At 64.2% G+C, this 20,551-nt stretch carries 15 protein-coding genes and 2 tRNA genes; 9 read left to right on the top strand and 8 right to left on the bottom strand.

What is annotated here, in order from left to right; genetic code table 11:
- Nucleotides 1-252: 252 nt before the first annotated feature.
- A complete protein-coding gene (locus PG881_RS20125) occupies nucleotides 253-1,785 on the top strand; it encodes an EAL domain-containing protein (protein WP_029299126.1) in 1,533 nt (510 codons plus the stop codon).
- Nucleotides 1,786-1,851: 66 nt separating this feature from the next.
- Here PG881_RS20125 and PG881_RS20130 read toward each other — a convergent pair whose 3' ends face one another.
- Both PG881_RS20130 and PG881_RS20135 read right to left on the bottom strand, forming a co-directional pair.
- Nucleotides 1,852-3,033: an aminotransferase-like domain-containing protein gene (locus tag PG881_RS20130; protein ID WP_270802462.1), complete on the bottom strand. Its 1,182-nt coding sequence runs from the start codon at nucleotides 3,031-3,033 to the stop codon at nucleotides 1,852-1,854.
- Nucleotides 3,034-3,215: 182 nt separating this feature from the next.
- On the bottom strand, nucleotides 3,216-4,283 hold the full coding sequence (locus PG881_RS20135) for a M28 family metallopeptidase (protein ID WP_270802463.1): 1,068 nt from the start codon (nucleotides 4,281-4,283) through the stop codon (nucleotides 3,216-3,218).
- A gap of 348 nt (nucleotides 4,284-4,631) precedes the next feature.
- On the opposite strand from PG881_RS20135, the gene trmB reads away from it, so the two are divergent.
- From trmB to PG881_RS20165, 6 genes are all read left to right on the top strand, one after another.
- Nucleotides 4,632-5,345 carry a tRNA (guanosine(46)-N7)-methyltransferase TrmB gene (trmB, locus tag PG881_RS20140; RefSeq protein ID WP_017410916.1) on the top strand — a complete coding sequence of 238 codons (714 nt, stop codon included), beginning with the start codon at nucleotides 4,632-4,634 and terminating at the stop codon, nucleotides 5,343-5,345.
- A 14-nt stretch (nucleotides 5,346-5,359) separates the two neighbouring features.
- Entirely contained in the window at nucleotides 5,360-5,692 is a 333-nt protein-coding gene (locus PG881_RS20145) for a YggL family protein (protein ID WP_011707230.1), read from the top strand.
- A gap of 124 nt (nucleotides 5,693-5,816) precedes the next feature.
- Nucleotides 5,817-6,737 carry a glutaminase B gene (gene glsB / locus PG881_RS20150; protein WP_029299132.1) on the top strand — a complete coding sequence of 307 codons (921 nt, stop codon included), beginning with the start codon at nucleotides 5,817-5,819 and terminating at the stop codon, nucleotides 6,735-6,737.
- A 28-nt stretch (nucleotides 6,738-6,765) separates the two neighbouring features.
- Nucleotides 6,766-8,058: a sulfurtransferase gene (locus PG881_RS20155; RefSeq protein WP_073351528.1), complete on the top strand. Its 1,293-nt coding sequence runs from the start codon at nucleotides 6,766-6,768 to the stop codon at nucleotides 8,056-8,058.
- Nucleotides 8,059-8,177: 119 nt separating this feature from the next.
- On the top strand, nucleotides 8,178-9,353 hold the full coding sequence (locus PG881_RS20160; protein ID WP_270802466.1) for a S8 family peptidase: 1,176 nt from the start codon (nucleotides 8,178-8,180) through the stop codon (nucleotides 9,351-9,353).
- A 114-nt stretch (nucleotides 9,354-9,467) separates the two neighbouring features.
- Entirely contained in the window at nucleotides 9,468-9,677 is a 210-nt protein-coding gene (locus PG881_RS20165) for a YgdI/YgdR family lipoprotein (protein ID WP_016351843.1), read from the top strand.
- 55 nt (nucleotides 9,678-9,732) lie between these two features.
- Here PG881_RS20165 and PG881_RS20170 read toward each other — a convergent pair whose 3' ends face one another.
- Both PG881_RS20170 and PG881_RS20175 read right to left on the bottom strand, forming a co-directional pair.
- Nucleotides 9,733-13,293: an ATP-binding cassette domain-containing protein gene (locus PG881_RS20170; protein ID WP_270802468.1), complete on the bottom strand. Its 3,561-nt coding sequence runs from the start codon at nucleotides 13,291-13,293 to the stop codon at nucleotides 9,733-9,735.
- A gap of 99 nt (nucleotides 13,294-13,392) precedes the next feature.
- Nucleotides 13,393-14,670 (bottom strand): alpha/beta hydrolase, encoded by a 1,278-nt coding sequence (locus PG881_RS20175; RefSeq protein WP_270802470.1) that lies wholly within the window; start codon nucleotides 14,668-14,670, stop codon nucleotides 13,393-13,395.
- A 225-nt stretch (nucleotides 14,671-14,895) separates the two neighbouring features.
- Between PG881_RS20175 and PG881_RS20180 the strand changes: the two genes are divergently transcribed.
- A complete protein-coding gene (locus PG881_RS20180; RefSeq protein ID WP_011707223.1) occupies nucleotides 14,896-15,030 on the top strand; it encodes a hypothetical protein in 135 nt (44 codons plus the stop codon).
- 43 nt (nucleotides 15,031-15,073) lie between these two features.
- Here PG881_RS20180 and PG881_RS20185 read toward each other — a convergent pair.
- From PG881_RS20185 to PG881_RS20195, 3 genes are all read right to left on the bottom strand, one after another.
- Nucleotides 15,074-15,149 (bottom strand) — tRNA-Asn (locus tag PG881_RS20185).
- 4 nt (nucleotides 15,150-15,153) lie between these two features.
- Nucleotides 15,154-15,229 (bottom strand) — tRNA-Phe (locus PG881_RS20190).
- Between the two features lie 184 nt (nucleotides 15,230-15,413).
- Nucleotides 15,414-17,627, bottom strand: coding sequence for an immune inhibitor A domain-containing protein (locus tag PG881_RS20195; RefSeq protein ID WP_226031399.1), 2,214 nt, complete (start codon nucleotides 17,625-17,627; stop codon nucleotides 15,414-15,416).
- A 485-nt stretch (nucleotides 17,628-18,112) separates the two neighbouring features.
- Here PG881_RS20195 and rraB point away from each other — a divergent pair, with 485 nt between their 5' ends.
- Nucleotides 18,113-18,460, top strand: a complete 348-nt coding sequence (rraB, locus tag PG881_RS20200) for a ribonuclease E inhibitor RraB (protein ID WP_073351504.1) — start codon at nucleotides 18,113-18,115, stop codon at nucleotides 18,458-18,460.
- Nucleotides 18,461-18,527: 67 nt separating this feature from the next.
- Here the strand turns inward: rraB and PG881_RS20205 are convergent, their stop codons facing one another.
- Nucleotides 18,528-20,501 (bottom strand): putative bifunctional diguanylate cyclase/phosphodiesterase, encoded by a 1,974-nt coding sequence (locus PG881_RS20205; RefSeq protein WP_024945873.1) that lies wholly within the window; start codon nucleotides 20,499-20,501, stop codon nucleotides 18,528-18,530.
- Nucleotides 20,502-20,551: the final 50 nt, after the last annotated feature.

The following is a 20,551-nucleotide window of genomic DNA, read 5'->3' on the forward strand; positions in this document are numbered from 1 at the left end:
TGAACAAGCAGCTGTTTTTGCAAAGATTATAATCGTCACAGCAGGCATCTGGCGCATCGCGCCAGGGGGCGTGCAGCGAACATTGCGCACATGTGAAGGGATGGCAGCGACTGCCGCTGTCGCCACGCTGCAGACGCGATATAGTGTTGGTCAGAGCGCCCCGCTCTGCCGTCAGAGTTGTCAGAAAGGCTTGTCAGAGAAGGGGATAGGAGTAGACTCGTCCGCTTTTTCACCGTTGCCGCGAGGGTGGGTATGCCGTTTCGTCGTTTGAGGTTGCGCCAGTTTTATACCAGGCTGGGGGCGGCGTTGCTGGCCGGCCTGCTCCCCTTGCTGCTCGGGGTATTGATCGTCTCCTGGCAGACCTTTGCCGGCATGAAGCAGGATGCCGAAGAGCGTCTGCTCCATGCCAGGGAGATGCTGGAGCGTACCCTGGATCACGCCCATCAGGCGGCGGCCATGGTGCAGGGCAGCGTGGGGCGTCCCTGCGAGGAGGTGGTGCAGGGGCTGCGGGATCAGGTGGCGACCGTGCCGGACGTGCGCACCGTCAACCTGGCCAAAGGGGAAGTGGTCTACTGCTCCTCGCTCTACGGCCCCTATCAGGGCCCCTTCAAGCTGGCCGATTATGCCAATGGCCAGCTGGACCTGATGCGGGGCAATCCGGTGACGCCGGGGCGGCCTCTGGTGGTTTACCGCCAACCGGTGGGGGAGTACAGCGTGCTGGTCGGCATCGATGGCTACTACCTGCACAACATCCTCGACATGCTCAGCCGCAACTCGCCGCTGACCCTGGTGATCGGGGCGCAGAGCATGCTGGCCGACGGCCAGATCCACGACGAGGTGCCGCCCGTGGCGCTGGGGTCGCTGGAGCAGACCTCCGGCAAGTATCCGTTTCGGGTGGTCACGGATCTCTCCCACGACGAGTACGGCAGCCATATCTGGAACTACTCTCGGGCCAGTCTCATCATCTACCCATTGCTGGGTCTGCTGGCGGGCTGCCTGGTCTACTGGCTGGCCGGCCGTTCGACTTCGCCCTCCCAGGAGCTGCGGCGGGCGCTGGATCAGCGGGAGTTCATCCCCTACCTGCAACCCGTGGTGACCGGTGACGACGCCCACTGGAGCGGCTGTGAGGTGCTGATGCGCTGGCAGCATCCGCGCCAAGGCCTCATCTCGCCGGATCGCTTCATTCCGCTGGCCGAAGACAGCGGCCTCATCGTGCCCATGACCCGGCTGCTGATGGAGCAGGTGCGCGAGCAGTTCGCCGACCGGGTGCACAGCCTGCCCAGAGGGTTCCACTTCGGCTTCAACATCAGCGCCAGCCACTGCAAGGACATGAGTTTGCTGGAGGATTGCCGCGACTTCATCAACGCGTTTCGGGAGAACCCGATCAAGCTGGTGCTGGAGCTGACTGAGCGGGAACTGATCGTGGCCGACGAGACGACCGACCGCTTGTTTGCCGAGCTGCATCAGCTGGGGGTCTTCATCGCCATCGACGACTTCGGTACCGGCCACTCCAGCCTCACCTATCTGCAGCAGTTCCAGGTGGATTTTCTCAAGATCGACCAGAGCTTCGTCGGCATGATCGGCTCCGATGCCCTCTCCAGCCACATCGTCGAGAACGTCATCGATCTGGCGACCCGGCTCGGTCTGCTGCTGGTTGCCGAAGGGGTGGAGAACGAGGTGCAGGCCGCCTATCTGCGGGCACGTCAGGTGAACTTCCTGCAGGGCTATCTGTATGGCAGGCCGATGCCGATGAAGGAGTTTGCCGGCCTGCTGGCGCAGGGCTGAGCCAACTTGCGCGCATAAAAAAAACCAGCGACCGAGGTCGCTGGTTTTTTTTCGCCCCGCGGTTGGTCAGAGCATGCGGGCGAGGGCGCGGCACAGACGCTTGACCCCCTCCTCGATGGTGGCTTCATCCACGCAGGAGAAGCTCAGGCGCAGGGTGTTCTGGATCTCGGGGCGCACGTAGAAGGGGGCGCCCGGTACGAAGGCCACCTTCTCCTTGATCGCCTTGTCAAACAGCGCCATGGCGCTGACACTGGCGGGCAGGGTGAGCCAGAGGAACATGCCCCCTTCCGGTCGGGTGTAGCTGACGCCGGGCGGGCAGTGACGGGTCAGGGCGGCCTCCATGGCGGCACGTTGACGGCCATAGACCTCCTTGATCTTCTCCAGATGGGCATCCAGCGAGTTGTCGATCAGGAAGCGATGCAGCACCTGCTGGCTGAAGGCGTTGCTGTGCAGGTCGGTGGCCTGCTTGGCGATGGTCACCTTCTTGCGCAGCCAGTCCGGCACCAGCATCCAGCCGAGGCGGAAAGCCGGGACGACGGTCTTGGAGAAGGAGCCGAGCAGCACGGTATTGTTCGGCGCCAGCTTGGCGATGGGGGGCAGGTGTTCGCCCTCGAAGCGCAGCTCGCCATAGGGGTCGTCTTCCACCATCAGCAGCTCGTGGCTGACCAGTCGCTCGGCAAGCGCCTCGCGGTTGGCACGGCTGTAGGAGACGCCGCTCGGGTTCTGGAAGTTGGGCACGCCGTACAGCAGCTTGGCGTTGGAGCCGCTGGCCAGCAGCGCATCCAGCGCCGCCAGATCCAGCCCCTCCTCACCCAGGGTGATGGGCTTGAAGGCCGGTTGATAGACGGAGAAGGCCTGGATGGCACCGAGATAGCCCGGCTCCTCGATGATGAGATCTTGTCCCTCGTCGATCAGCACCTTGCCCAGCAGATCCAGCGCCTGCTGGGAGCCGCTGGTGATGAGGATGTTGTCCGGATTGACCTGCATGCCGTGGCGGGCCAGATAGCGGTCGGCGATGTACTGGCGCAGCGGGGCGAAGCCCTCGGTGGCGGCATACTGCAGGGCTGCGGCGCCCTGTTCGCGCAGCACGTCCTGGCAGGCCTGGTCGATGGCCTTGACCGGGAACAGGTGTGGATTGGGCAGACCGCCGGCGAAGGAGATGATCTCCGGATTGGCGGCGACCTTGAGGATCTCGCGGATGAAGGAAGGCTCTACCTTCTCGAAGCGCTGGGCAAAAAACGGCTGCATAGGATTCTCTCTGGCATGGTGAGCGGTCGCTCCATTCGACCGCCAAGTTATCCGTTTGTATCAGATTTAAAAAATGAGGCAATGGCTGTAACAAAAATCGATAAAAAAGGGCAGGTTTGGCACCTGCCCGAATTTTATCGGTCGGGGACGGCCATGGGGCGTAAAAGCCCCGGCGTGGCCCGTTACAGTCCCGGCTCCTTGAGGAAGCGGATCATCAGCTCGGTGTTGGCACCGAGCTGCTGCTGCACCCGGCCCGGGAACAGTTCGGCCATCTTGTCGAGGCTGTCATACTGGGTATGCCAGATCTTGCCCCACTGGGTTTCGCTGTCCCGATCGCAGGCGCTCTTGGTGGCATCGTCGTAGCAGTCCCACAGCGCCGGATTGGTGGTCTGGGAGTAGCCGTCGTAGCCATCCGCCCCGTTGATGGTGAAGTTGGTGGCCTCCACGTAGGCGATGGGCACCCCGAGGCAGGCGAACGGCGCATGATCGGACCAGCTGCCGGTCTCCCCTTCCGGGTAGCCGCTGTAGCTGGGGTGGATGGCAAACGGGGTGGCGGTCTGCTTGGAGATGGCCAGCAGGCGATCCCGCACCTTGGGATCGAAGCTGTAGCGACTCGGATCGGCGCAGTTGTACTCGGCCACGTCGGAGTGGGCCGAGTGGACGTAGACGATGTCGCCCCCGGCGATGGTGTCGTAGTTCACCATCGCCAGCAGCTTGGCGACGGCGGCGCTGTCGAGGCTGGCGGCATAGGCCTTGGAGCCGTTGAGGCCGTTCTCCTCGGCGCCGAAGAAGGCGAAGCGCACCGTGTAGGGCAGGGTCTGTCCCTTGAGCGCTTCGGCCACCGCCAGCAGGGCGGCGACGCCGGCACCGTTGTCGGTGGCCCCCTCGGAGCCCTTCTTGTCGCCGGTGCTGTCATAGTGGGCACCGATCAGGATCACCTTGTCGCTCTTGCCCTTGAGCTCGGCGACCAGGTTCTGGGAGGTCTTGCTGGCCCCGCTCTTGGTGTAGGTGAAGGGCTGGTTTTGCACCTCGTAGCCCCAGCCGGCCAGGTGGTCCTGGATCCAGGCGGCGGCGCGGGTCTCGGCCTCGCTGCCGGTGGGTCTGGCGCCGATCCCCTCGGCGGTGGAACTCAGCTGCACCAGGTATTCATAGGCCTGCTCGGCGGCGGAGGGGGCCTGTGAATCGTTGCTGGAGGTGTTGCACCCGGCCAGCAGGGCTGTGATGGCAAACGCCAATGCGGTGTGTTTCATACTGCAATCCTTTGTTGTGTATGGTTTTATTTGCGCAGGTCAGCATGCACCCGGCGCCTGGCAGATTCTGTGAAGGGGGTGGCATTTGTCAATCGCGGTGGCGGAATTGGTCAGTGGCGGGGGATTTGTTGCGCGAAACACTTGCGCCCTGAGCCTATCTTGGGATAATTCGCTACCCTGTTTCGCCGAGCGATGAAATGACGAACAATTTCGCGCCTCGTCGGCGAGGTGGAACGATGAAACAACGAGCAATTCATCTCGGTCGTCTGTGATCAGCACGACGAGATAACGAGCAATCCATTTATGTGGTCTGTGACCCAGACCGATGCAATAACGAGCAATTTGATTATGCCAGTGACTCAAGATGTGTTTAACGAAGACGGCAAGTTCATGCGCAAGATCCGCAGCTTTGTCCGTCGCGAAGGCCGCCTGACCAAAGGGCAGGAGAAGGCCCTGGAAGAGCTCTGGCCGGTCATGGGTATCGATTTCGCACCGGAGCCGCTCGATCTGGTTGCCCTGTTTGGCCGCGAGGCCCCGGTGGTGCTGGAAATCGGCTTCGGCATGGGCGCCTCTCTGGTGGAGATGGCCAAGAATGCCCCCGAGAAGAACTTCATCGGCATCGAAGTGCACTCGCCGGGTGTCGGTGCCTGCCTCGGTACCGCCCAGGAGGCGGGAGTCACCAACCTGCGTGTCATCTGCCACGACGCGGTCGAGGTGCTGGAGCACATGATCCCGAATGGCTCGCTGGCCTGTCTGCAGCTGTTCTTCCCGGATCCCTGGCACAAGAGCCGTCACCACAAGCGCCGCATCGTGCAGCCGGCCTTTGCTCAGGACATTCGCCAGAAGCTGGCCATCGGTGGTGTGTTCCACATGGCCACCGACTGGGAAAACTACGCCGAGCACATGCTGGAAGTGATGAGCGCCGCCGAGGGGTATGAGAACACCTCCGCCACCGGCAACTGGGTGCCGCGTCCCGACTGGCGCCCGCTGACCAAATTCGAACAACGTGGCCACCGTCTCGGCCACGGGGTGTGGGATCTGATTTTCAAACGTGTCAACTAACTGAAGGAGCTATCATGGCCAATCGTAGCCGCCGCCTGCGCAAGAAACTGCGCGTCGATGAATTCCAGGAAATGGGCTTCGACATCAGTTTCAACTTCCCGGTCGGTACCGCCGAAGAGACCATCGATGCGGTAGTCGACGCGATGATCGATGAAGTGATCGAACCCCGCAAGCTGGCCTTCGCCGGCTCCGGCCACCTGGCGTGGGAAGGGATGATCTGCACCCAGCAGCTGGGCAAATGCAGCGAAGAAGACCGCGCCGCCGTCAAAGCCTGGCTGGAAGGCAAGGGGATGGAAGCCGTGGTGGTCACCGAGCTGTTCGACCTCTGGTACGGTGAACCGGCCTGATGACAGGCTGGCTGTGGCAGGCGCCCCGGTGTCGACAGCCTGCGACAGCAGATAGACAAGTCCCGCCGCTGGCGGGATTTTTGTCGGTGGTGATGGGATCGCCACGTTAGTTATGGAATCGCTTATGGTGTTGTCATCCGAATTACTGGCCAGCATCCTGGATGAGGTGCGCCCGCTGCTCGGACAGGGCAAGGTGGCCGACTACATTCCGGCGCTGGCCCAGGTGCCGGCCGACCGGCTCGGGATCGCCGTCTGTACCGTGGAAGGGGAGCTGTTCACCGCCGGTGATGCCAGCGAGCCCTTCTCCATCCAGAGTATCTCCAAGGCCCTCAGCCTGACGCTGGCGCTCACCCTCTATCAGGAGGAGGAGATCTGGGCCCGGGTCGGCAAGGAGCCCTCCGGCCAGCCCTTCAACTCTCTGGTGCAGCTGGAATTCGAGCAGGGCATTCCCCGCAACCCCTTCATCAATGCCGGTGCCCTGGTGGTGAGCGATCTGCTGGAGACCCGCCTCACCGCGCCGCGCCAGCGTACCCTGGAGCTGGTGCGCCGCCTCTCGGGCAACCCGGCCATCATGGCGGATCAAGTGGTGGCCCGCTCCGAATATCAGCACTCTGCCCGCAACGCGGCCATCGCCTATCTGATGAAGGCTTATGGCAATTTCGAGAACGAAGTGGACAAGGTGCTGCAGAGCTACTTCAATGCCTGTGCGATCCGCATGAGTTGCGTCGATCTGGCGCGGGCATTCATCTATCTGGCCAATCGCGGGGTGCCGCTGGGCGCGACGACCCCCTTGCTGCCGGCCCGCACCACCAAACAGGTCAACGCCCTGCTCGCCACCTGCGGCCTCTATGACGAGGCGGGGGATTTTGCCTATCGGGTCGGCATGCCGGGCAAATCCGGGGTCGGTGGCGGCATCATCGCCCTGATCCCGGGGGAATTGTGCGTCTGTGTCTGGTCGCCCGAGCTCAACAAGGCGGGCAACTCGCTGGCGGGCACGGCGGCGCTGGAACTGCTGGCCGAGCGTCTGGGCCGCTCCATTTTTTAACCTTGTCACTCTGAATTGAGAGATCACCATGAAACGAATAATGAGCTTGTTACGGGCCACCCTGGCAACCTTGCTGCTCTGGCATGCCCTGCCGACCCTAGCTGCCGAACTGCCACCGCTTTCGCTGGCGGATGCCAACGCCAAGCAGGCGGTCATTCTGGATACCCGCGCCAGCTACTTCTATCAGGGCTGGCCAATGGAGGGCGAGCAGCAGGGCGGCCACGTGGTTGGCGCCGAGAACCTCTCCGCCGAGTGGAAGTACAGCGATGAGGAGTGGCCGGCGGCGCTGGCGACCAAGGGGTTGAAGGCCGATCGGCCGGTGGCGCTCTACGGTGCTCCGCGCGAGGTGGCCGAAGTGGCCCGCCTGCTGCGCCAGCAGGGCATCAAGCAGCTGTTCGAGTTGCAGGGCTGGAAAACCGCGCCGCGCGAGCATCTGGCCCGCTGGCAGCAGCTGGTCTATCCGCGCTGGCTGGCCGACCTGCAAGAGGGCAAGCCGGTGGTGGCTGCGCCCAAGGGCGACTGGAAGCTGTTCGAGGTGGCGTGGGGTTCACCCAAGGCCTATTTGCTGAGCCACATCCCGGGGGCCGGCTACATCGACACCAACCGGCTGGAAGAGGAACCGCTGTGGAACAAGGTCTCTGACGAGGCGCTCAAGGCGCTGCTGCTGGAGAACGGCATCCGCCACGACACCACCGTCATCCTCTACGGCCGCAACACCATGGCGGCGGCCCGTGCGGCCCATCTGATGATGTATGCCGGCGTGCAGGACGTGCGGCTGCTGGACGGCGGCCTGGATGCCTGGTTCGTGCAGCATCTGCGCACCGAGACCGGGTTGGCCAACAAGTTCACTCCGGCCAAGGAGTTCGGCGTCGCCATCCCGGCCCATCCCGAGTACTACACCACCCTGAGCCAGGCCAAGGCGCTGCTCAAGCAGCCCGACGGTGCCCTGGTCAGCGTGCGCACCTGGGACGAGTTCGTCGGCAACACCTCCGGCTACAGCTACATCAAGCCGAAGGGCGACATTCCCGGTGCCAAGTGGGGTCGTGGTGGTGTCGATGCCAACAGCATGAGCGACTTCCACAACCCGGACGGCACCATGAAGCCGGCCCGCGAGATCCTCGCCATGTGGGACGAGTGGAACATAGAGCCGACCCAGCAGGCCGCCTTCTACTGCGGCACCGGCTGGCGTGCCTCCGAGGCGTTCTTCTACGCCTGGCTGATGGACTGGAAGCGGATCAGCGTCTACGACGGCGGCTGGTACGAGTGGAGCGCCGATCCCAAGAACCCCATCGTGACCGGCGAGCGCAAGCCCGCCAAGTAACCGACGATGATGACAGAACAGGCCGGACCCATGTCCGGCCTTTTTGTACCCGCTCGGGCCTGCGCCAGCCGGACACTACACTTTGCGAGTGACAATCAGGTCGATGCAAGGAGTGACTGATGAGACGGATATGGCTAGGCCTGCTGGTGGCAGGCGTGCTGGGACAAGGGGTAATGGCCGCCGAGCGGGATCGCTATCTGGTGCAGCTGAAACCGGGGGCTGAGGCAGCCGTGCTGGCCCAGAGCAAGGGAATGGGGGGCGAGCTGGCCCTGGCGCTGCCCGAGCAGCACGCGCTGGCGCTCTGGTTGCCGGCGGCGGCAGCCACGGCGCTGGCGCACAATCCCAACGTGCTCTGGGTGGAGCCGGACGCCAAACGCTATGCCAGCGCGGAGACCCTGCCCTACGGCATTCCCATGGTGCAGGCGCCGCAGCTGAGCGATGCCGCCGCCGGGGAGGTACTGGTGTGCATCATTGACTCTGGTTACAGCGGCGGCCATCCGGACCTGCCCCACGGGGCCCAGGTGCAGGGCAGCAACGATGCCGGCACCGGCAGCTGGAGCAGCGACGAGAATGGCCACGGCACCCATGTGGCAGGCACCATCGCCGCCGTGGGCGGCAACGATCTGGGGGTCGTCGGGGTGCTGCCGAACCAGAGCGTGCCGCTGCAGATCGTCAAGGTGTTCGGGGCCAACGGCTGGGCCTACTCCTCCAACCTGGTGGGGGCGCTCAATGCTTGCAAGCAGGGGATGAGCTACCGGGGCTTCACCCGCATGGTCATCAACATGAGTCTGGGGGGCAGCGTGCCCAGCAAGACCGAGGAGCAGGCGTTCAATCAGGCCTATGGCCAGAATGTGCTGAGCGTGGCGGCAGCGGGCAATGCGGGCAACACCAGCAAGTCCTATCCCGCCTCCTACAGCAGTGTGGTGAGCGTGGCCGCCATCGATGCCAACAAGCAGCTGGCTTATTTCTCCCAGCGCAACGATCAGGTGGAGCTGGCGGCCCCCGGTGTCTCCGTGCTCTCCACCGTGCCGACCGGCTACGCCTACTACAGCGGCACCTCGATGGCGACACCGCACGTGGTCGGGGTGGCGGCGCTGGTCTGGTCGCAGCGGCTGGAGTGCAGCAACGATCAGCTGCGCCAGACCCTGCGCAGCAGTGCCCAGGATCTGGGGGCATTGGGGCGCGACAACAGCTATGGCTATGGGTTGGTGCAGGCTAAGGCGGCGGCAGACCGAATGGCGCTCGGTTGTGGGCCGGGAACCGGTGGCAGTGGCAAGCCGGGTGGGCGCAAGTAGCTGATTGTTGACGTTGATCCCGTTGCGGCAATGGCGGCAAACGGGCTCATCTGGTTGAACTAGGCTTCAGACACCACCCTCGTGGTGAGGGTGAAGCGGGAGGCAAAACAGGCGATGAAGCAACTGATGATGATCCTGGTGTGTGCCCTGGCACTGGTGGCGTGCAGCTCCCAGTACATCATGAGCACCAAGGATGGCAAGATGATCACCACCGACAGCAAACCCAAGCTGGACGAGAGCACCGGCATGTACCGCTATTACGATACCGAAGGGCGGGAGGTGATGATCAAGAAGGATGACGTCACCCAGATCATGGAGCGTTGAGGCTCTCCGCAAGCAACAAGGGCTGCCCGCGGGCAGCCCTTGTCATTTTCAGCCCTCACACCGTCTGGGGCACCTGGCGGTTCACCTGACCCACGAACAGCTGGTGGAAGCGGGAGTGGGAGTTGGCCAGCAGGCTCACCGGCGAGCCCTGCTCCACCACGGTGCCGGCCTCCATCACCACCACCCGGTCCACCGACAGCAGCGGCTCCAGATGGTGGGCGATCACCAGATAGCTGGCTTCCGGCCGGTAGCGATAGAGCAGATCCGCCATCTTGCGCATGCCGATGTGATCGAGATCCGAGGTGGCCTCGTCCAGCACGATGAGCGGGCGGCGCGACAGCAGGATACGGGCGATCACCAGCAGCTGGGTCTCACCGGCGGAGAGCTGCAGCTTGTCGAGCTCCTCGTCCAGCCGGCCGGCGCAGCGCTCGGCCAGCCCCACCCGGGCCAGCGCCTGCTCCAGTGCGGCGTCGTCATGCTCGGTCAGGGGAGCCAGATTGGCACGCAGGGTACCAAAGAAGGTGAGCGGGATCTGGGAGACGGTGTCGTAGAGATCGCGCACCGCCTCCGGTGCCAGCCGGGACAGCGGCTGCTCGCCGTAGTAGATCTCCCCCTGGGAGGCGGGATACATGGCCTGCAGCACCCCCAGCAGCGAGCTCTTGCCGGCGCCGGTGCGGCCGCACACGCCGACCTTCTCGCCGGGGGCCAGCTCGAAGTTGACCTTGTGCAGCGCCCACTGGCTGGCCTGCGGATAGCGCAGCCCCAGGTTGTCGAAACGCACCGCAGGGTGAGGGGTGGCGAGGGCCTCTCCCTCCTGACGCTCGCTCTCTATTTCGCTGTATTCGCGCACCCGCTCCACCGCGTTCATCACCTGCTCCACCTCGGCAAAGGTACGGATGAGGGAGTTGAGCATGGCGGAGGCGGTAAAGGCGTAGGTGATGGCCACGGCCCCCAGCAGCGAGCTGTTGCCAAAGGCCACCATCAGCGCCACGGCGCCCACCAGGGCGGCGGAGAGCAGGGTCTGGTGCATGCCGAGCCAGCGGTTGATGGAGGTGGTGGTGTACCAGCTGCGCAGGTTGTTGTCATAGTGCAGCAGCACCTGATCCAGCGCGAAGCGCTCGGCCCCGGCCAGGCGCAGGGCGGGGGCACCGCGGATGGTCTCGCTGATGCTGATGTAGAGCGGCGAGCGCAGCACCGATGCCTGTCGCCGCAGCTTGAGCTGCACCGCCCGGTAGCGGCGCTGCAGCACGTAGAGGGCCCAGCCCACCAGGGGGGCGATGAGCAGCAACAGTGGCATGTTGACGCCGATCACCACCACCTGCAGTGCCACCGACACCAGCATGCCGAACAGCCCCATCAGCATCGACAGCAGGATCTCCTGGGCTTCCCCCAGATCCCGATCGAAGCGGTTGAGGATGCGCCCCTGCGGCACCTTGTCGAAGAAGGCCATGGGGGCGCGGCTGATGCGCCCCAGCATGCCGTCGAACAGGGTCCAGGCCAGCTTGAGGCCGAGTTTGTAGTTGATGACCCGCACCACCATGATGCAGGTGAGAGAGCCCGCCCCCAGCAGCACATAGATGCCGAGCAGCTCGCTCACCCCGGTCACCCCGGCCTTGCCGCCGAGCCAGAGATCCGAGGCGATGCGCAGCCCCTCCTGGCCCAGGGTGAGCAGCAGGGCGAGCAGGATGGCGCCGGGGGCGGCCAGGCGCTGCCACATGAAGCCGAACAGCCCCCAGTCCACCTTGCCCTCCACCACCTTCTCCTCGCTGAACTGCTCCGCCTCCTGAGGCGGCACCGACGGGGTGGGGCGGGGATGCTGGATGAGATCCGCCAGCTGGTGGGCATCGAGCTCCACCAGTCGTCCCTGCTCGATGCGGATCACCCGATCGCAGTGGGCTAGCACGTCCGGATCGTGGCTCACCAGCAGCCGGGTCGGCCCCGGCTTGAAGGCGAGCCCCTGTTCCAGCACCTGGGCCGAGACGATGGGGTCGAGCGCCGAGAGCGGGTTGTCCAGCAGCAGGATGTCGGCCTGGGCGTAGAGGGCGCGGGCCAGCGCGACCCGCTGTTGCTGGCCGCCGGAGAGGCGGGTGCCGAGTTCGCCCACCAGGGTCTGATCGCCGTGGCTGAGCAGGGTGAGGTCGGCGCCCAGCGCACAGGCTCCCAGCACCCAGCGATAGCGCTCGCCATGCCAGGGTTGACCGAACAGGATGTTGTTGCGGATGGTGTCGTTCATCAGCCAGGGCTTGTGGCCCAGATGGGCGACCCGGCCGTGGCGACGGATGCTGCCCTCGAAGCCGTTGTCGAAGCCGGCGATGAGGTGCAGCAGGCAGCTCTTGCCCGCCCCGGTGGCACCGGTGATCCCCACCAGTTCCCCCGGCTCGATGTGCAGGCTGATCCCCTCCAGCACCGGTTTTTGTTGGTGCAGGGCGGTGACGTTGTCGAGCCGCAGGCCGCCCACCGGCAAGCTGGAGTCGGTGAGATCCCGGTGCTGCTCGGGGCTGTTGAGGAACTCGCACAGCCGGTTGAAGCCGGTGTTGAAGTTGATCAGGGTGCGGATGAGGTAGGGCAGCCGCATCATGGGGATGCGCAGCACGGTGAACAGGGCGATGGTGGTGAACACCTGGGGCAGGGTGAGCTCTCTGCCCGAGACCAGATAGGTGGTGAAGGTGGCCAGGGTCACCAGCAGCGGGGTGCTCATCATCAGGAAGTTGTTGATGGCATCGAGCTTGAGCACTCGGCCGAGCACCCCCAGCTCCTGCTGGCGCTTGGCGTTGGCCGCCCGGGTGAAGAAGGCGCCGAGGCCGTTCTGGCGCACCAGCCGCAGCTTCTTGATGTACTCCGCCAGTATGCCGTTGCGCTCGTCCTGCTGGCGCTTGAGTTGCTGCTCCTGCTGGTTCATGCGGCGCACCACCCGGGTGGAGATGAGCAGCAGCAGGGTGAGCACAGCAAAGCCCACCAGACCGGCGCTGCCCACCTGCCACACCAGCAGGGCTATGGTGCCCGCCAGTTGCAGTGCCATGGTGAGCGGCATGGCGGGATCCGCCAATATCCAGGTGATGTCCCACACGTCCCGGTTGATGAGGTTCTGTACCCGGCCACCGGCCCGGTCATCGAAGCTCTTGCCGCCGAGTTTCATCACCTTGGCGAGCAGGGATTCGGCCAGCAGGCGGCGGATGGGCACGTGCATCTTGAGCGCCAGTTGCAGCGAGTGCTCCGCCAGCATGCCGGAGGCGAGCACCGAGGCAAACAGGGCGAACGCCAGCAGCAATTTCTGCTCGGTGGGGGCGCCGGCACCGAGCTGGGTCATGCTGTGGTTGAGCAGCCAGGGGCTGGCCAGGGTGGCCAGCATGCCGAGCATCTGCAGCAGGGTGAGCAGGCCAATGCGCCCGCGGTAATGGCGCCAGATGAAGGCGGTGATGGGCCAGGGGCGCACCGGCTGGGCGGCGGTGAGGGCGAGGAAGGCGTCGGCGCGGCCATCGCGCCTGTCTTCCGGCAGCAGGGGATAGAGATCGTCGAGGTTGACCTGGGGCTCGCTCAGCCCCTTGCGCTGCAGCGGGCCGGTCCAGTGATAGAAGAGGCGGCTCAGCCAGCCGGCCGAGATTTCCGGATGATCCAATGGGTGTCCTTATTATTTTATGCTGCTTCCAGAGGGGCGGGGCGACTCATGGGTCGCCCTCGATATTGTCGTCTTGCTGCGGGCGCGAGCCCGGCGGGATCAGCGATCCCGATTCATGCGGATGAGCCGGTCCAGGATCTGCTCACCATCGACCCGCAGGCCGTTGTGTTCGTATTCGTTGGTGATCCAGGCGCGGCTGTTGCCAAGCCCCTTGAGGGTGTCGCGGCAGTAGTCGAACTCCACGTACATGTCCTCGGCATAGACGGCGCAGGCCACCGGCACGGTGTTGCGGGCCAGCTGCGCCGGGTCGTAGAGGGGGCCCCAGTCCGCTTTCTGGGCCAGCAGGTGGGCGGCCTCCTTCAGCGGGATGAGCTCGCGGAACTGCTCGAACATCCAGGGGAAGATCATCTCGCCGGTGAAGGCGAAATCCTTGCCCGGTGCCCAGGCCAGGGCCGGGTATTCGCCTCTCACCCGCTCGGCCGCCCAGTTGCTGGCGCTCCCCTCGCAATAGATGGACTCGTGCAGGATGGCGAACACCGGGTTGGTGTTGAACGGCTGCATCGCCTGCAGCTGATAGAGGAAGGCGGGGTTGAGCCGTTCGCCGATGAAGGCGTCCTCCAGCAGATAGTAGAGCTCCTCGAAGGCGCCGCTGGCACCCAGATCCAGCCCCTGCTGCTGCAACTGCTCCACCGTCAGACGCTGGCCGTTGGGCAGGCGTACCTCATGGCTGTGCAGGTGGTTGGCCAGCCGGTTGGCGATGGCCTGGGCGTGGGGGAAGCGGGCGAAGAAGGCGCGGTTCTTGTCCGCCACCCGCTGGTAGGTGGCGCGGTAGACCTCGTCGGCACGGCGGCCGATGGGGGCCACCCCGCCGGTGAGGTAGACCTCGTGCAGACTGTCCGGGAACAGCGAGAGGTAGGTGAGGCTGCAAAAACCGCCGAAGCTCTGGCCGAGCAGGCTCCAGGGGCGCCCCGGGCTCAGCACTTCGCGAATGTACTCGGCGTCGCGCACTATGCTGTCGGCGCGAAACTGGCTGAGGTACTTCGCCTGCTGTGGGGCAGTGAGCTGGGCCAGCGCCTCGGCGCTGATGGGGCTGGAGTGGCCGGTGCCGCGCTGATCGAGCAGCAGCACCCTAAACTCCTGCAGGGCCCGCTTGATCCAGCCGCTGTCGGCGGTCGGGCGCGGGGCGCCAAAGCCGGGTCCACCCTGCAGGAACAGCAGCCAGGGCAAATCGTCGTGCAGCCGGTCCTGGCGACAGAGGGTGCGGCCGAACAGGGTGAGGGTCTCCTCGTCATCCGGTCGCTGGTGGTCGAGGGGCACGGTGAAGAAGCGGGGCTCGCAATGGATGCCATCCAGCACGTAACGCAACGGGCTGCTCATCTGGGGTCTCCCTGAGGGTAGGAAAATCGTCGGCCTCATCATAGCCCCGGCGTGGGAACGGGTCACGCCGGTTTTCCAAATTGTTAACATTGTCACGAAGGGAAAACGGGCGGTGGCTGCGTGATGAATTTATTGTCGGCAAGGGAGTTGACGGCGCCGGGCGGCTGCACAAAGATGGCTCGCCTGCCGACGGGGCAGGGGTCGTAACAGGACGAGGTGGGCTTGATGAAGCCTAAGTGGATACGATTTCGCAAAAAAGAGAAACGGGTAAACCCGGAGGGTGTGCTGCAGACCGGCTTGCTGCTGTTCAGTGCCACCTGCGGAGCGACCCTGCTGCTGGCAACCTGCAACGGCAGCTGACCGAAATGAAAAAAGCCCGCTCGATGAGCGGGCTTTTCAAATTTGGCTCCTCCTACTGGACTTGAACCAGTGACATACGGATTAACAGTCCGCCGTTCTACCGACTGAACTAAGGAGGAATTGTGGTGCCCAGAGACGGAATCGAACCGCCGACACGGGGATTTTCAATCCCCTGCTCTACCGACTGAGCTATCTGGGCAACGGCGCGCATTAAACCCTTTCTGAACGGATGTGTCAACCGCAGGGCGCAGATAGTCGGACTGTTCGCTCGACAAGTGAGCAATCAGGGCGTTTGTTGGGCGGTTTGGCCCGTTTTCATCCTGGGCGGCAGGTCAGCAGATAAAAAAAGGGGGCCTGAGGCCCCCTGCTCATAACTGTCGTGCTCAGTGGCGGCTGACGATGATCCGCCCGGTGCTCATGTCACGGGCCTGGCCGGTGACGCTGATCTTGAGCCCATATTCGGGCAGCAGGCGACCGGCATCCGGGATCTCCTTGCTCTGGTAGCTGCGGGAATCCTTGAACACCCGGTTCGGGGTGATCCAGAAGTCGCGCAGCAGGGAGCCGCTCGGGTGTTTCAGGTTGAGCGGCTGCTGGAAGCCCAGGCTGAAGGTGGCGTCGTGGATCTGGTAGCGGGTGCCGGCCACGGCGCCGTCGCTCCACTTGAGGGTGCGCTGATCCGCATCCACCACCCCGAGGAAGCCCTCACCCGGGTGGACGCCCACCCAGTTGTTGGCCTGGCTGTTGTCCACGTACCAGAGCAGCATGCCCGGCTCGTAGCGCATCAGCTGGTCGGCCACGTTGATGTGGGCCAGCCCCTTGTCCACCCCGGCATGGTTGCGCCACTCGGCCAGATAGTAGTGATCCTTGGCCTCGTTGCCGTTGCTCTTCACAAAGCCGGCCAGGGTGAAGGCAGAACTGCCCTCGGCCCCGTCGCTCAGCAGGGTATCGCCATCGGCGAGGATCTGCAGCTCGTCCACGAACAGCCCGTTTTCGGCCACGCCGCCATCGCTCTGGTATTGCAGAGTGAGGGTGACCTGCTGACCGGCCCAGGGGGTGAGATCGAACTCGGCATCGGTCCAGCCGTTGGAGTTGCCGGTGATGCCGATCCCGAAGCCCACCCCGTTGGGATCGTCGCTGGTGGTCAGGTTGCCCGCGATGGGCTGGCCGTTGACCAGCACCCGGGCGTAGTCGTATCCCTCTTCAATCTGATACCAGGCCTTGAAGCCGAGGCTGGCGCTCTGTTTGCCGCTCAGATCCAGCTTGAGGCTCATGCGGTTGTCGAGGTTGTTGCCCTTGCCGCCATGGTATTGGTACTGGCCGGCGTAGGGCGGGTTGAGCGGGATCTGCTTGGCCGGCAGGTTGATGCGCACCACGTCGTCGTTGCGCCCCTTGTCGTTGGCCTGATCCAGCATGTAGACGTTGCCGCGGGGGCTGAGATCGGCGAGCTGCACGTTGCTGCCGTGCAGCCAGTTGCCGCCGAGGGAGGCCTGCAGGAACTCCTTGGCCCAGGCGGAGAACCCGGTCGGCTCGGTGCCGCCGATGACCCCGGCCCAGGAGCCGGAGGACATGATGGACCAGGTCGCCACCGGTTCCCCCTTGCCGGTGTACTTGGTGTCGTACTCGTCCGGCAGCCCCAGATCGTGGCCATATTCGTGGGCACAGACCCCGGCCGCCGCATCGATGGGCTGGATGGTGTAGTCGTAGGCGGCAAACTGGCCGCCGAAGTTCTGGCTCGGGCTGCTGGTGCCGGGGATGGGGTAGGGGGCGCCCAGGTTCCAGCGGTGGGCCCAGATGGCGTCTTCGCCGAGATCGCCGCCACCGGCCTCCTCGCCGACACTGGAGTGGAAGATCATCAGGTGGTCGATGAGACCGTCCGGCTCATTGCGGTTGCCGTTGCCGTTGAGATCGTAGCGATCCTCCTGGTCAAACTGCGCCAGATCGATGGCAGGGTCGTTCGCCACCTGGATCAGCGCCTCCTTCACCAGCTCCCGGATGGTGTTGGGGGTGGCGTTGGCGCCGTAGTAGGCGGCGTTCTTGTCGGCGGTATACCAGCCCGCCACCTGACCGCGCACGCTGTAGCTCTGGCCGGACTGCTGCTCGTAAAACTGGCGCATGGAGATGAACCGCTCGCCGTTCGGGCCGGCATAGCCCTTGGACGAGAACAGCAGATCGTTGTAGTGCGCCGGGGTGTAATCCGGGTAGTACATCTTGGTGAGCTCGGGGCGCACGCTGTTCTTCGGATAGTCGGGGAAGTCCACCAGGATGGCGAGGATCTTGTCCTTGCGCATCTGGCCCTGGTAGTGCTCCCGCTCGATGGCCTTGAGCAGCAGAGTGGGTACCCTATCACCGGGACGGGCGGTGCCGTTGAGGCGGATCTTCTTGAGGATGGTCTCGCGCACCTTGCCCTCTTTCACCGCCAGGGTGCCGCTGTTGCCCTGATAGGCCCGCGATTTTTCGCGATAGTAGCTGGCGAGCGCTGCCTGCTCCTGCTCGGGGGAGGCCAGGGTGGGGATGCGGCCGCTCTTCTTGAGCATCTCCAGCACCTTCACCTCGTCGGCCAAGGGGGCATCGAACGGACCGTGGACCGGGGCGGCCATGGCCTGGTTTCCAATCATAAGGGTTGAGCCGACAAGCAGGCTCATTATTGTTTTTTTAGACATTATCTATGTGCTCCTTCACATGATAAAAAGGGAGCCTGGCTGGCTCCTCTTTCCGTACGGGCAGTGCTCCACCCGCGTCCCTTGATACACCTCGTCCATGGCCTTTGTCACCGGGGCGCTGCTGGTGGATCCTGCTGATTTCAAACGGCTTGTTGCGGGGGTTGTGCGGTTTTTCTGCGTCCCGTTGAAGCTCCATATGGAGCAATTCATGCCCGGCAAAAGATTACGCTTTATTAACCTTTTGTGATGGCACCCCATTTGGGGTGGCCGCCGCCAGCTGCTTATCTTGGCTTGCCGCATTGAGCCAAGGTGGCTGTGCGGGTATGCTTTGCCGCAACCATGCCTGCGGGGCAGGGGCACAGCCGATACGGCACTCGCCCGCGCGGGCATTTGATACCAACACAGTCGCATCTGGGGTTAATATGAGTCTTGATATGCAAGAGTGGCGCGAAGAGACCACCGCCATCGTCAACGAGTTGCTGGCCGATGGCAGCAACCCGGATCTGGAATACGAGATTGAGCACCACTTTGCCTGCCAGGATTTCGATCTGCTGGAGAAGGCGGCGGTCGACCTGTTCAAGGCCGGTTTCGAAGTGACCGATGCCGAAGAGATGGAGCTGGATGACGGCGCCACCATCTTCTGCTTCGACGCCACCACCGAGTGCAAGCTGGACATCGAGACCATAGTCGCCGATATCGAAAAAATGCTGCCTATCCTTCAGAAATACGGCGTGGACTACGACGGTTGGGGTACTTACTTCCAGGAGTAAGGCGCCCGTTCACGCACGCGTTGCAAAAACAACAAGGCCACCCTAGGGTGGCCTTGTTGTTGCTGGCTTACTGCTCCGGCAGCTGGTAGCTGCGGGCAAACTCGGCGGGGGGCAGGGGGCGGCTGAACAGGTAGCCCTGCAGCCGATCGCAGCCGGCCTGCACCAGCCACGCTTGCTGCTCCTGCGTCTCCACGCCTTCGGCGGTGATCTTGATGCCGAGCTCGTGGCCCAGCCCGATGACGGAGCGCACGATGGCGGTGGTAGCCTGGTTGGTAGCCAGCCCCTGAGTGAAGCTGCGGTCCAGCTTGAGGGTGGCCACCTGCAGCCTGGGCAGATAGGCGAGCGAACAGTAACCGGTGCCGAAGTCGTCGATGGCAAGCTGAAAGCCCGCCTCGATCAGGTTGGCCAGGTTGCTCTCAATCTCGTCGGCATTCTCCATCAGCACCCCTTCGGTGATCTCCAGCTCCAGCTGCCAGGGGGCGAGCCCGTGGCGTTCGATGCAGGCGAAGATCTGCGGGCAGAGCTCGGGGTCGCGAAATTGCAGCGGCGACAGATTGATGGAGAGCACCAGATCCGGCGCCGCCACTTGCCAGCGGGCCAGCTGGGCACAGCCCTGCTCCAGCATGTGGCTGCCGAGCAGGCCGATGAGCCCCAGCTCTTCCGCCAGCGGGATGAACTCGTCCGGCGAGATCATGCCGAGCTCGGGGTGGGGCCAGCGGCAGAGCAGCTCGGCCCCGTGCAACTGGCTGGTGCGGGTGCTGATGATGGGCTGGTAGACGGCCGTCAGCTGGCCTGACTTGATGGCCAGCGGCAATTGGGCGGCGATCAGCTGGCGGCGCTTGAGCTTGGCATCGAGTTCTGGGTCGAACAGGGTGCAGTGCTGCTGCTGGCGCTTGCCCTGGGCCAGCGCGGCTTCGGCGTGGCTCAGCAGGCGCTCGGCGTCGTTGGCCTTGCCGTGGGCGATGCCGAGGAACACCGGGATCTGGATCCTGTGTTCTTCCACCTGGTAGGGCACCATCAGCGCCCCCTGCAGGCGGCTGCTCCAGCTGGTCAGCGGCTCGCTCAGCTCGGGCAGCAGCATGGCAAAGTCGTCGGCAGCGACCCGGCACACCAGCGACTGGGGCGGGGCCAGCTGTTGCAGGCGGCGGGCCACCTGATTGAGCAGCCGGTCGGCGACCCGGATGCCGAAGCGGTCGTTGATCTCGCGAAAGTGCTGTAAATCGACCAGCACCAGGCTCGCCTTGCGGGCGCCGAGATGGCGGCTGGTCTGCAGAAAGTGGGAGAGTTTGAGCAGGCCGGTCAGGCTGTCGTAGTGCTGCTCCTGCTGCAGCTGGGCCTGGGTGGTGCGCAGTCCGGTGATGTCGCGGCTCAGGGTGAGGATGCCGAGGGAGTTGCCCTCGTCATCCGGCACATCGACCCGGGTCACTTCCAGATGGCGGCCTTGACCGTTGGCGTCCACCAGGCAGTATTCACCGCGCCCCATCGGCAGCTCGGTGGAGAGGCGGTGGGCGACCCGCTGGCCGAGCGCCTCGCTCGCCACCATGCCCATGAAGTCGAGAAAGGCCTGGTTGCAGTCGATCAGCAGCCCCTGGTGGTCTTCCAGCCGGATCGGATCCGGGATGGCATCCAGCAGGCGGCGTTGCAGCAGTTGCTGCTGGCGAAAGGTCTGCTCCAGCTCCTTGCGCTGGCCAATTTCATTGACCATGCCGAACAGGGCCACCGGTTTGCCTTGTGCATCGTAGAGCGGGATCTTGTGGATCTCCATCCAGCTGGTGGCATCACCGCTGCTGCAGTGCAACTGCTGATAGAGCAGCGGTTTACCCTCCGCCAGCAGGCGCAGATCCTCTTCCCGAAAGATGTCGCCCCAGGGCATGTCGGCATCGGTCTTGCCGATGAGATCCGCCGGTTGCGGCAGACCCGCCTGCTCCGTGAAGGCGCGGTTGGCAAACAGGTAGCGCCCATCCGTATCCCGGCAGAAGATATTCATGGGTAGCTGGTCGATGATCTGCTGCAGCAGGGGCAGGGTGAGCAAGGAGTTCACACAGACACTCACGGGGGAAATTTCGAGCAAATCTATGATAGCAGGCTGGT

This window comes from Aeromonas sp. QDB54 (genome assembly GCF_027707385.1).
Lineage (GTDB): Bacteria > Pseudomonadota > Gammaproteobacteria > Enterobacterales > Aeromonadaceae > Aeromonas > Aeromonas hydrophila.